This is a genomic window from Modicisalibacter tunisiensis, assembly GCF_020148005.1.
Classification (GTDB): domain Bacteria; phylum Pseudomonadota; class Gammaproteobacteria; order Pseudomonadales; family Halomonadaceae; genus Modicisalibacter; species Modicisalibacter tunisiensis.
Genome location: NZ_JAGXFD010000001.1, coordinates 21,564 through 32,976, shown reverse-complemented (window position 1 = coordinate 32,976; position 11,413 = coordinate 21,564). Strand labels below are relative to the sequence as shown.

The following is an 11,413-nucleotide window of genomic DNA, read 5'->3' as shown; positions in this document are numbered from 1 at the left end:
AAGGCCGGGCGTTTCTGGTAGATTGCGAAGCCCGCGACAGGAGGGCGCATGGCCACCAACCACCACGACACCGGCTACAAGGAGCTGTTCAGCCACCCCGAGTTCGTCCAGCAGCTGATCGAGGGCTTCGCACCCGGCGAGATCGCCGGCCTGATGGATTTCACCACCCTCAAGAACCACAGCGGCAACTACATCACGCCGCTGTTCGAGGAGAAGTTCGAGGACGTGGTGTGGTCGGTGGAGGTCACCTGGCAGGGCATCACCCAGCGGGTCTTCCTGTACATCCTGCTCGAGTTCCAGTCGTCGGTGGATCGCACCATGCCGATCCGGCTGATGCACTACGTGGCCTGCTTCTACAGCGAGCTGCTCAAGCAGAAGGTGGTCACCCCCGGCCAGGGCCTGCCGCCGGTGCTGCCCATCGTGCTCTACAACGGCGCGGAGCGCTGGACCGCACAGCAGGACATCTACGACATGGTGCAACCGGAACCGCCGGCCTTCCTGCGGGTCTATCAGCCGCACCTGCGTTACTATCTGATCGACGAAGGGCGCTATACTGCCGAGGAACTGGACCGGCGCCAGACCCCGCTGAGCGGCGTATTCCGCATCGAGAACGCATCCGCGAGCCGCGAGGCCCTGCAGCAGGCCGTCGACCGGATCGTGGCGATCATCCAGGCCGATCCCCACAAGGAACGCACGGATGCCATCATCACCCGCTGGTTGAAGCGTCATTTGCAATGGCTGGGGGCCGGCGTCGACCTGGAGCGGCTCAACAGCCTGGTGGAGGATAGAGACATGCTGGCAGAGAATCTGGAGAACTGGGCGAAGAGGGAGCGTCAGGAAGGGCGTCAGGAAGGGCGTCAGGAAGGCGAGCAACTCGGCGCCGAGAAGACGAAGCGACAGACGGCCCGCAACCTCATCCGGCTGGGTGTGCTGACGGACGAGCAGATCGCGGCGGCGACCGGCCTCGCGCTGGCCGAGGTGCATGCCCTGCGTACCCAGGACAGGCACTGAACCTCGACTTTCCCCTGTTTCCGCTTCATTCCCGGTAAGGCGGCAAGGCTCTCGGTGGCTGCTTTATCTCTCATTGTTTTTTGTGTTGCCGGTAAAGTCGGTGCGTATGGCGGCCCGGGCGGCGAAAAGAGGCGCCGGGGCTCGGAATGTGGCTGGTACAATCGGTGTCCGTTTTCCAATCCCTTACGCGCTGATGGAGTCCCTGATGGCGAAATGGACCGCGCTTTCTCGCACGCAACATGGCGAGTATCGATACCTGCCCCGCCACGGCTACGGCTTCGCCGCCGAGCAGCCGGTGGTGCCGATCCTGCTGGCGGAGCTGAACAAGCTGCTGGCGCAGCATGCGCTGGGCTTCATCAAGCAGGAAGAAAGCTACCAGCCGGTAGCCCTGCTGGGGCTGGACGGCCGCCACAACCTCTACGTGCATCCCGACGGGCGCTGGCTGGGCGGTTACGTGCCGGCCGGGCTGCGCGGCTACCCCTTCACGCTGGCCGCCACCGAGGACGGGCAGCAGGTGCTGTGCGTGGATCAGGCGCATCTGCAGGCGCCCGACGAGGACGGCGAGCCGCTGTTCAACGATGATGGCGAGCTGAGCGAAACGGTCGACCGCACGCTCGCCTTTCTGCAGCAGTGCGAGCGCAATCGTCAGGTGACCCGGGCGGCCGCACGGTCGCTGGGCGACAGCGGCCTGATCGAGCCCTGGCCGCTGCAGGTCGGGCGCGGCGACGACCAGGCGCCGCTCGAGGTGCAGGGGCTGTACCGCATCAACGAAAAAGCCCTGAATGCGCTCGAGGCCGAGGCCTTCGCCGCCCTGCGCGCCCACGGTGCACTGCCGCTGGCCTATGCCCAACTGTTCTCGATGGGCCAGCTCGGCCAGCTTACCGAGCGCGCCCGCTTTCACCAGCAGCTGCAGGCACAGCAGGCGCCTCGCGAACCGGTAGCGTCGTTCTTCGGCGAGGACGACGACGAGCTGACGTTCGATTTCGGGGACTGAGCGGGCCGGGGGTTCTTCGATTTTGTTCAGTAAACGCTTATCATCGCCGAGCGACCCTACGTCTTTCATTCTTTCATGAGGAGCAATCACGCCATGGCGGATACCCAGGACCAGACCATCTCCATCGACGGCGCCGACTACAACCTGGCCGAGCTGTCCGAGAATGCGCGCAACCAGGTGGTCAACCTGCGCGTGACCGATCAGGAGATCGCCCGTCTGCAGCAGCAGCTGGCCATCGCCCAGACGGCGCGTACCGCCTACGCCAATGCGCTGAAGTCGGAGCTGCCGGCCAAGCACTGACGCCGGGCCGCCCGCCCCGTGCCGTCCGGTACGGGGCGGCGCTCTCGGGCTGACGGGCCGCCCCCCGGGGCGGCCCGATGTGTGTCGGGGGCTTGCCGGGGCGCGACGCCGTCGCCACGGGCGATACAACCCACCTTGCGGCATCACGCCGCCACCAGGGCCGCGAGCCGGCCGTCGGAGAGATGCCATGCCTACAGTCACCCGCTACAACGAGCGTTATGTGTCCCGTCCCAGCGACGGCTACGATGGCGTCGGCGAGGTGCGCGTCGGCGATGTGCTGGGCTCGGGCACCCTGCTGGCCGACGGACGGGCGGTGCTCACCGCCGCGCATGTGGTCGAGGGTGCCACCGACCCCGTCCGGGTCGCCTTCGACGGCCTCGGCGGGCGCTACTGGGCGACGGCCGAGACGCGCTGGGTACACCCGGGCTACGACCCCGGCGCGTTCGGCAATGACCTGGCCCTGCTGTGGCTGGACAACCCGGTGCCGGATGCGATTCCGCGCTATGCGCTGTACCGGGGGGCGGACGAGCTGGGCCATGTCGCCACGCTGGTCGGTTACGGCGCCACGGGGCTGGGGCAGTGGGGCTATTCCGGCCCGGCCGGCGCGCAGCGCTCGCGGGTCGAGAATACCCTGGACGCGACCGGCAGCGAGGTCAGCTCACGGCTGAATGGCGGTGGCTGGGACTCGCCGCCGGGGTCGCAGCTGATCGCCGACTTCGACAGCGGTGAGGCGCGCTACGATACCCTCGGCCGCCTGCTGGGCCAGAGCGATACCGGCCTGGGGACGACCGAGGGAGTGATCGCCCCCGGCGACAGCGGCGGGCCGGCCTTCATCGACGGCCGGGTGGCGGGCGTGGCCAGCTACCTGACGCACCTGGCCGATGGCCGGGGGCAGCTGCTGGACAGCACCCTCGGGGTCGATGGCAGTTTCGGCGAGTTGGCCGCCTGGCAGCGGGTGAGCCATTACCAGGACTGGATCGACGCCACCCTGGCGACAGTGGGCAGTTCACTGACCGCGAGCGCGCCGGAGGCGCCGGCGCTCGGCGGGACCGGCGAGCGGGTGACGGGCGGCCCGGGCGACGACACGCTGGTCGGCGGTGACGGCAACGACCGGCTGACCGGCGGGGCGGGCGACGATCACCTGGACGGCGGCGGGGGCGTCGATATCGTGCGCCTGGACATGGCCTTCGACAGCGTCGAGCTGGCGCATCGTTCGGATGGCACGCTGGTCGTGACCGAGGCGGATGGCAGTCGGGATACGCTGGAGAACATCGAGCTGCTGCGCTTCGACGATCGCGTGGTGCCGGCGAGCCCGCCCGAGCTGGATTCGGCCTCATCGATGCCCTTCGACGCGGGGCTCTATCTCGAAGCCAACCCCGATGTGGCCGCGGCGGCGGCGGCGGGGGTGATCGGCCCTCTCGCGCACTATCGGCAGTACGGCGCCGGCGAGGGGCGCAATCCCAACGCCCTGTTCGACGAGCCTGGCTATCGCGCGGCCAATCCGGATGTCGACGCGGCGATCCAGCGCGGCGACCTGGACAGCGCCTACCAGCACTATCTGACCTGGGGGTGGAAGGAGGGGCGCATGCCGTCTGCCTGGTTCGACAGCCGCGCCTATCTCGCCGACAACCCGGATGTGGCCGCGGCGGGGGTCGAGCCGCTGGGCCATTACCTGCAATACGGTTACTCGGAAGGGCGGGTGATCGTGCCTGCCGATGAGGGGCTGTGGGGGTGAGCATCGAGTGCGGGAAACCTTGACGCCAGCGGGTATGCCTCGCCTTTCCTCGGGTTGGCCTTGTCCGTAGACTAGAGCGGTTTTTTCACAGCAACGGACGCCGTCATGAAGATTCTGGTAACAGGGGGCGCCGGCTTCATCGGGTCGGCGGTGATTCGCCACCTGATCGCCGACACCGACCACGCCGTGGTCAACGTGGACAAGTTGACCTACGCCGGGAACCTGGCCTCGCTGGGCGAGGCCGCGCAGAGCGATCGCTATGCCTTCGAGCAGGTCGACATCGGCGACGCCGACGCCCTGCGCGCGGTGTTCGACCGCCACGCGCCCGATGCGGTGATGCACCTGGCGGCGGAGTCCCATGTCGACCGCTCCATCCACGGCCCGGCGGACTTCATCCAGACCAATCTGGTGGGGACCGGGGTGCTGCTCGAGGTGGCGCGCAGCTACTGCGAGACCCTGCCGGCCGAGCGGCGCGCGGCGTTTCGCTTTCACCACGTCTCCACCGACGAGGTCTACGGCGACCTCGAGGGGCCGGAGGGGCTGTTCACCGAGGACACGCCCTATGCGCCGAGCTCGCCCTATTCGGCCAGCAAGGCCGGCTCGGACCATCTGGTGCGCGCCTGGCACCGCACCTTCGGCCTGCCGGTGCTGGTCACCAACTGCTCCAACAACTACGGCCCCTGCCACTTCCCCGAGAAGCTGATTCCGCTGATCATCCTCAACGCCCGCGCGGGCAAGCCGCTGCCGGTCTACGGCGACGGCAGCCAGGTGCGCGACTGGCTGTACGTGGAGGACCACGCCCGGGCGCTGGTCACGGTGCTCGAGTCCGGCACGGTGGGCGAGACCTACAACATCGGCGGCCACAACGAGCATCGCAATCTCGAGGTGGTCGAGCGCATCTGCGCGCTGCTCGAGGAGCTCGCCCCCGCGCATCCCGACGGCGTGGCGCGCTACGCGGACCTGATCACCTACGTGAAGGATCGGCCGGGGCACGACCTGCGCTATGCCATCGACGCCGGCAAGATCGAGCGCGAGCTGGGCTGGCGCCCGCGCGAGACGTTCGAGTCCGGGCTGCGCAAGACGGTACAGTGGTACCTGGACAACGACGCCTGGGTGGAAGGCGTGACCAGCGGTGCCTACCGCGAGTGGACCTCCCACCATTACGGAATGGATTGAAACGAGTCAGGAACAGACGCCATGAAGCGCAAGGGCATTATTCTCGCCGGCGGGTCCGGCACACGGCTGCATCCGGTAACGCTGTCGATTTCCAAGCAGCTGCTGCCGGTCTACGACAAGCCGATGATCTACTATCCGCTGGCCACACTGATGCTGGCGGGCATCGACGAAATTCTGATCATCTCCACCCCCCAGGACACGCCGCGCTTCCAGCACCTGCTGGGCGACGGCAGCCACTGGGGCATCTCGTTGAGCTATGCGGTGCAGCCTTCGCCGGACGGGCTGGCCCAGGCGTTCATCATCGCCGAGGACTTCCTCGACGGCGCGCCGAGCTGTCTGGTGCTGGGTGACAACATCTTCTACGGCCATGATTTCCAGCCACTGCTGCAAAGCGCCATGATCCGCGAGCAGGGCGCCAGCGTGTTCGCCTACCACGTTCACGATCCGGAGCGCTACGGGGTGGTGGACTTCGACGCCGAGGGGCGCGCCACCTCGCTGGAGGAAAAGCCCGCCGAGCCGAAATCGCCGTTCGCGGTGACCGGGCTGTACTTCTACGACGCCGATGTGGTCGCGATGGCCAAGTCGCTCGAACCCTCGGCCCGCGGCGAGCTGGAGATCACCGACATCAACCGGCTGTATCTCGAGCGCGGCGATCTCAATGTCGAGATCATGGGCCGCGGCTTCGCCTGGCTGGACACCGGCACCCACGAGTCGCTGATGGAGGCGTCCAACTTCATCGCCACCATCGAGCATCGCCAGGGCTTGAAGGCGTGCTGCCCCGAGGAAATCGCCTGGCGCCACGGCTGGATCGACGACGAACAGCTGCTGGCGCTGGCCGAGCCGCTGGCCAAGAGCGGCTACGGCAAGTTCCTGCAGCGCCTGCTCGACGAGAAGGGAGGGCCGGCATGAAGGCGATCGCCACCGATCTACCCGAGGTCATGATCCTGGAGCCGAAGGTGTTCGGCGATTCCCGTGGCTTCTTCATGGAAAGCTTCAACCGGCGCGCCTTCGAAGCGGCCACCGGCTGCGAGCGCGACTTCGTGCAGGACAACCATTCCCGCTCCCGCCGGGGTGTGCTGCGCGGCTTGCACTATCAGCTCGAGCAGCCCCAGGGCAAGCTGGTGCGGGTGACCCACGGTCGCGTCTACGATGTCGCCGTCGACCTGCGCCGTTCCTCGCCCAACTTCGGCCGCTGGGTCGGGGTGGAACTCTCCGCCGACAACCACCGCCAGCTGTGGGTGCCGGAGGGCTTCGGGCATGGCTTCGTGGTGCTCTCCGAGAGCGCCGACTTCCTCTACAAGACCACCGACTACTACCACCCGGCCTCGGAGCGCTGCATCCGCTACGACGACCCCGAGCTGGGCATCGACTGGCCGGTGGTTCCCGACCTGACGCTGTCCGACAAGGATCTGGCCGGGGCGGCCTTTGGCGAGGCGGAGGTCTTCGCATGAGCGAGACGACGCCGGATTACCTGATCCTGGGGGCGAACGGCCAGGTGGGGCGCGAGCTGGAACGTGCCCTGCAGCCGTTCGGCCGCGGCGCGGCTCTGGGCCGCCGCGAATGCGACCTGTCCGAGCCGGGGGCGGTGGCCGCGGCGGTGGCGCGATACGCACCGGCCGTGGTGGTCAACGCGGCGGCCTACACCGCCGTGGATCGCGCCGAGAGCGAGCCGGCGCTGGCCCGGCGCATCAACGCCGAGGCGGTGGCGGAGCTGGCGACGGCCTGTGCCGAGCGGGCCATTCCCCTGGTGCACTACTCCACGGATTACGTCTTCGCCGGGGAGGGCGAGACGCCCTATCGCCCGGAGGACGCGACCGCGCCGCGCTCGGTCTACGGCCAGACCAAGCGCGAGGGCGAGGACGCCATCGCCGCCGCCGGTGCCCGGGCGCTGGTGCTGCGCACCAGCTGGGTGTATGCCGCCCACGGGCACAATTTCGTCAGGACCATGCTGCGTCTGGCCGCCGAGCGCGATCAGCTGCGCGTCATCGACGATCAGGTCGGTGCACCCACCTGGGCGGCCACCATCGCCGACGTGACGGCGCTGGCCCTGCACGCCTGGCGGCGTGAGAACTGGTCGCCGGCCATGGCGGGTACCCATCATCTGACTGCGGCAGGCGCGACCAGCTGGCACGGCTTCGCCGAGGCGATCTTCGAGGAGGCGGTGGCGCTGGGGCTGCTGGAGGCCGACCGCCGCCCGAGCGTCGAGGCGATCGCTTCCCGCGAGTATCCGCAGCCGGCACCCCGGCCCGGCAATTCACGACTGGACACGACCTCGCTGCGCGAGACCTTCGGGGTGGCGCTGCCGCCCTGGCAGGACGCGTTGCGCAGTTGCCTGCGGGCGTTGATGCCGTGATGGGGGGCTGCCCGGGCTGGGAAGCCCCGACGGCCTGGCGCTGTCCTCGCGGCTTGTGGATCGCCGGATGCCTCTCGCTGGTCCTCTACGCAGCCCTGGGCGTGCTGTGGAGCGACGTGGGCGGCGATGCCGGCACGCTGACCGCGGCGCTGGGGTTGATCGCCGTCTTGACTTATGGCGGTGCCATGCGCCGCTCCGCGGCACTGTGGCTGCTGCTGGCCGCGATCGGCGTGCAGGTGCTGTCCTGGACGCTGGGCTATTTCCATCACCCGCAGTGGGTGACGCGCAATCCGGAGGTGGACCGGCTGGCCAAGCTGTTCATCTTCATCGCCGTGGCCTGGTGGCTGGGTGGCAGCACGCGCAACACTCTGTGGCTCTGGGCGCTGGCGCTGGCGGGGTTTCTGGCCGCCACGCTGGTGCTCGGCGGCCCGCAGGAGTGGTGGCAGGGTCTGCAGGGCCAGCGCATCGGTTTCGGCATCCGCAACAATCAGCACGGTTCCATGCTGTTCGGCGTGGCGCTGCTGGGCTGGGTGGTCTTCGCACGCCGCGTCATGCGCCCACGGGGCACCTGGGTGGCGTGGCGGGTCGGGTTGTGGGGGCTGGTGCTGGCGATGTGCCTGACCGGCGTCGCCATCGGCCAGACCCGCGCCGTCTGGCTGGCGCTGGCCGTGTCGCTGCCGCTGGCGGGGCTGGTGGCGCTGGCGGTGGTGCGCCGTTACGGGGCCGGCCGTTCCCTGCGTCGGCCGTTGCTGTTGACCCTGGGCGCCGGCGTGCTGCTGGTCGGCCTGGCCGTGGCGCTGTTCGGCGATACCCTGGCCGAGCGGGTCACCACCGAGTCCGGGGTGATCACGCAGCTGATGCAGGGGAATCTGGAGCAGGTGCCCTATACCAGCATCGGCATCCGCATTCACAGCTGGGTGGCCGCCCTGCAGTGGATCGCCGAGCGCCCGCTGGTCGGCTGGGGCGGCGAGGGGCGCAGCCTGGTGATCGACCACACGCCGTGGCTGCCGGACTTCGTCAAGGCCGACTTCGGCCACCTGCACAACTTCTTCATTGAAGTCTGGGTGGCCTACGGCCTGCTGGGCGTGGCGGTCATCGCCGCCCTGGCGGCGTGGATCGGTCGCGGCACCTGGCTGGCCTGGCGCGGCGGCGCCATGCCCGGCGATGTCGCACTGTTCGGCGCGGCCTTCTTCGTCTACTGGGTGATCGTCAACCAGTTCGAGTCCTACGATTCCTTCTGGACCGGGGTCTATGTGCACAACCTGGTCGTCGGCGGCCTGGTGACACACTACTGGCGCTGGCGCTACGGTTCGCGCGGCGCCGCCTGAAGCCCGCTCACGAACGCCTCTCCGGTCACCTCGATGAATACCTCCTGTGCGCGGACATGGCTGCGAAAGTAGTCGTGTCCGCCGTAGCGGGGGCCACGTGTGCCGGCGAGGGTTTCCCGCCAACGACGCTTCAGGCGTTTCATGGCTCCCGGGCGGCCACGCAGATCGTGCATGGTATCCAGGCTCAGGGCCTTCTCGCGCTGAAGTTCCGGGGAGAGCGCCTCGCCGTGGAAGCGCCAGCGACCCAGTGCCGAGTGGGTGCCGGTGTGGGGCCAGAGGGTGGCGCCGGCGTGTGCCGGCCCGAGCGGAAAGCCCCTGTGGCCGCGCAGGTGGTTGGCGTAGAGCAGTACCCGTTGCGGGGTGTGGCCGGTGTGCTGCAGCGCCCGGGCGATGGCCCGGGCCGCCGCGATGTGGTCCCGGTGAGGGTCGACTTCCGGGTGGGTTACCACCACCGTGGCGGGCCGGATGTGCTCGACCAGGAAGGCGAGGTCGGCCAGCAGCTGGTCGCCGTGGTTGGTCGCCTCGGCGTCGCCGGGCAGGGCCAGCCGGTTCCAGTGGCGAAAGTCTCGCGGGGAGAGCGTGTCTTCATTCGCCGGGACTGCCGCGCGTCCGGGATCGGCCAGGCGGTCGAGCGTGTCGTTGAAGTAGCCCAGCATGACCAGGCGTTCCTGGGGGATGCCGGCCAGCTGCGGGGTGGTGGCGCTGTTCCAGGCGCGGATCCAGCCCTTGCGCCGACGGGCCGCGGCCAGCGAGGTGTCCAGCCCGGCGATGTACTGCCGATCGAGGCGCTTGAGGGTCTCGCCGGCGCTGAGGGTGACGATCCAGGTGTGCTCGGCCAGGCGTCGATAGAGGCCGTAACCGGCGAGTTCGGCGTCGTCCGGATGCGGCGCGACGAACAGCACCGGCCCCCGGCTCAGGTCGGGCCGGGCGAAGCCGTGCAGCACGGCGCGCTCGCCGAGCCGGCAGTGGGCGGCGATCACGCGCAGCGCGTCCCAGGTCGTGATGCCGGTCAGGTTGAGCCAGCGGCGCCCTTGCACCTTGCGCTCCAGATACTGCGTGACGGCCTGACCCGCCGAGGAGGCGATCGTGACCCGGGGCTGGCGCAGACTCCGGCGCGGCCGGTAGTCGACCTCCAGCAGCCAGCTCCACTCGGCGGGGGTGTCGGGGAGCCCGGCCGGCAACGTCAGGGTGCCGTCGGCCGCCAGGCCGACCTCGACGCGGTGGTCGGCCTCGAACGGGTAGGCGTCGTCACGCCGGCGCATGGGCGGGGTCGTCGTCGGCGGGATCCTCGAGGCGGGCATCGTCGAGCAGGCCGAGAAAGGCCTCGGCGACCCGGGGCTCGTCGAAGCGTTCCGCCCAGGCCGGGTCCACCGTCACCGGGTGCGTCCAGGCCTCGCGGAGCTTCTCGGCCAGCCCCTCGACGCTGGGCTCGGCGATCAGCCGGGCCTGCTCGCCGGTCAGCACCTCGCGGATGCCGCCCGGCACATCGGTGGCGACGCACTGCGTGCCCAGCGCCAGTGCCTCGATCAGCACCAGCCCCAGCCCCTCCATGCGCGAGCTGAGCACGAAGGCCTGCGCCCGGGCGACCCACGGGTAGGGGTTGGTCTGCTGGCCGAGAAAATGCACGCGTTCGGCGATGCCGAGGGTCTCGCAAAGCCGGGTCAATGACTGACGCCGGTCGCCGTCGCCGATGATGACCAGCGACAGCGGCAGGTCGGCCGCGGCGAACGCCCGGAGCAGCAGCGCCTGGTTCTTGACCGAGGACAGCCGGCCGACGTGGATCAGGTAGGGGGTCGGCGGTGCGTCCGGCAACGGCGCCTGCGCCAGTTCGCGGATGCGTCCCAGCGGCACGGGGTTGGTGAGGGTCCGCCGCTGAGCCGGGGCGACCCCGTGGCGCGCGAGCGTGGCGTCGAGCATGGCGCCGATGCCCTCGGAGACGCTGATCACGCGCTTGCCGGCATAGAGCTTGCGATACAGCCAGCCGGCCAGCGGGCTTTTCCCGGGGCCGGACACCGGGCCTTCCACCACCTGCCAGCAGCGCGGGTCCCGAACGTCCCAGAGCAGCTCGAAGGCGCCCTGGCCGCGGATGACGATCAGGTCGAAGGCACCGTGTGTGGCCTCCAGTTCCGCCAGGTGATGCCGGAAGCCGCGGCTGACCGTGCGCCCGGTCCACACGAAACCGGAGCCCGGCAGCAGCGGCTTGAGCAGCACGCGCGAGGCCAGGTGCCGGGCCAGGCCGGCCGGGGTGCGTCGCGCGGCGCGTTCGAAGTCGACGCAGTGCAGGTGCACGCCGTCGGGCACCGTCAGCTCCGGGGTGCCCTTGAGCACCAGCAGGTGAACCTCGTGGCCGCCGGCCAGCAGACCGCTGGCCAGGCTCAGCGAGGCCTTCTGGATGCCGCCCATGTTGAGCCGGCGCACGATGATGAGAACGCGCCTTCCGGCGTCGCGGGGAAGCGTCATGGTTCAGGGGCTGCCGAGGTCATGAAATGACGATGCCTGAGGTTTTGCACCGGGAA

The 11,413-nt window shown here is 69.3% G+C and carries 11 protein-coding genes; 9 read left to right on the top strand and 2 right to left on the bottom strand.

Going from position 1 to position 11,413, the window contains the following annotated elements; genetic code table 11:
• Positions 1–48 precede the first annotated feature (48 nt).
• The 9 genes from KGQ91_RS00170 to KGQ91_RS00130 all read left to right on the top strand — a co-directional run bounded on the left by KGQ91_RS00170 (position 49) and on the right by KGQ91_RS00130 (position 8,897).
• Positions 49–1,011 (top strand): Rpn family recombination-promoting nuclease/putative transposase, encoded by a 963-nt coding sequence (locus KGQ91_RS00170; RefSeq protein WP_224419938.1) that lies wholly within the window; start codon positions 49–51, stop codon positions 1,009–1,011.
• A 205-nt stretch (positions 1,012–1,216) separates the two neighbouring features.
• Complete coding sequence (locus tag KGQ91_RS00165; protein ID WP_224419937.1) at positions 1,217–2,005, top strand: SapC family protein; 789 nt, start codon at positions 1,217–1,219, stop codon at positions 2,003–2,005.
• A 93-nt stretch (positions 2,006–2,098) separates the two neighbouring features.
• Positions 2,099–2,305 carry a DUF6447 family protein gene (locus tag KGQ91_RS00160; protein ID WP_224416738.1) on the top strand — a complete coding sequence of 69 codons (207 nt, stop codon included), beginning with the start codon at positions 2,099–2,101 and terminating at the stop codon, positions 2,303–2,305.
• A 187-nt stretch (positions 2,306–2,492) separates the two neighbouring features.
• Positions 2,493–4,040, top strand: coding sequence for a trypsin-like serine protease (locus KGQ91_RS00155; RefSeq protein WP_224416739.1), 1,548 nt, complete (start codon positions 2,493–2,495; stop codon positions 4,038–4,040).
• 105 nt (positions 4,041–4,145) lie between these two features.
• Entirely contained in the window at positions 4,146–5,216 is a 1,071-nt protein-coding gene (gene rfbB, locus KGQ91_RS00150) for a dTDP-glucose 4,6-dehydratase (protein ID WP_224419936.1), read from the top strand.
• A gap of 21 nt (positions 5,217–5,237) precedes the next feature.
• Complete coding sequence (gene rfbA, locus KGQ91_RS00145) at positions 5,238–6,125, top strand: glucose-1-phosphate thymidylyltransferase RfbA (RefSeq protein WP_224416741.1); 888 nt, start codon at positions 5,238–5,240, stop codon at positions 6,123–6,125.
• On the top strand, positions 6,122–6,667 hold the full coding sequence (gene rfbC, locus KGQ91_RS00140; protein WP_224416742.1) for a dTDP-4-dehydrorhamnose 3,5-epimerase: 546 nt from the start codon (positions 6,122–6,124) through the stop codon (positions 6,665–6,667). Before rfbA ends, rfbC begins: the two co-directional genes overlap by 4 nt.
• Complete coding sequence (rfbD, locus tag KGQ91_RS00135; RefSeq protein ID WP_224416743.1) at positions 6,664–7,569, top strand: dTDP-4-dehydrorhamnose reductase; 906 nt, start codon at positions 6,664–6,666, stop codon at positions 7,567–7,569. Before rfbC ends, rfbD begins: the two co-directional genes overlap by 4 nt.
• Positions 7,545–8,897: an O-antigen ligase family protein gene (locus KGQ91_RS00130; protein WP_224416744.1), complete on the top strand. Its 1,353-nt coding sequence runs from the start codon at positions 7,545–7,547 to the stop codon at positions 8,895–8,897. Before rfbD ends, KGQ91_RS00130 begins: the two co-directional genes overlap by 25 nt.
• On the opposite strand, the gene KGQ91_RS00125 is transcribed toward KGQ91_RS00130, so the two are convergent.
• Both KGQ91_RS00125 and KGQ91_RS00120 read right to left on the bottom strand, forming a co-directional pair.
• Complete coding sequence (locus KGQ91_RS00125; RefSeq protein WP_224416745.1) at positions 8,873–10,159, bottom strand: PIG-L family deacetylase; 1,287 nt, start codon at positions 10,157–10,159, stop codon at positions 8,873–8,875. The genes KGQ91_RS00130 and KGQ91_RS00125 overlap by 25 nt on opposite strands.
• Positions 10,146–11,357 (bottom strand): glycosyltransferase, encoded by a 1,212-nt coding sequence (locus KGQ91_RS00120; protein WP_224416746.1) that lies wholly within the window; start codon positions 11,355–11,357, stop codon positions 10,146–10,148. The genes KGQ91_RS00125 and KGQ91_RS00120 overlap by 14 nt, the downstream gene beginning before the upstream one ends.
• Positions 11,358–11,413 lie beyond the last annotated feature (56 nt).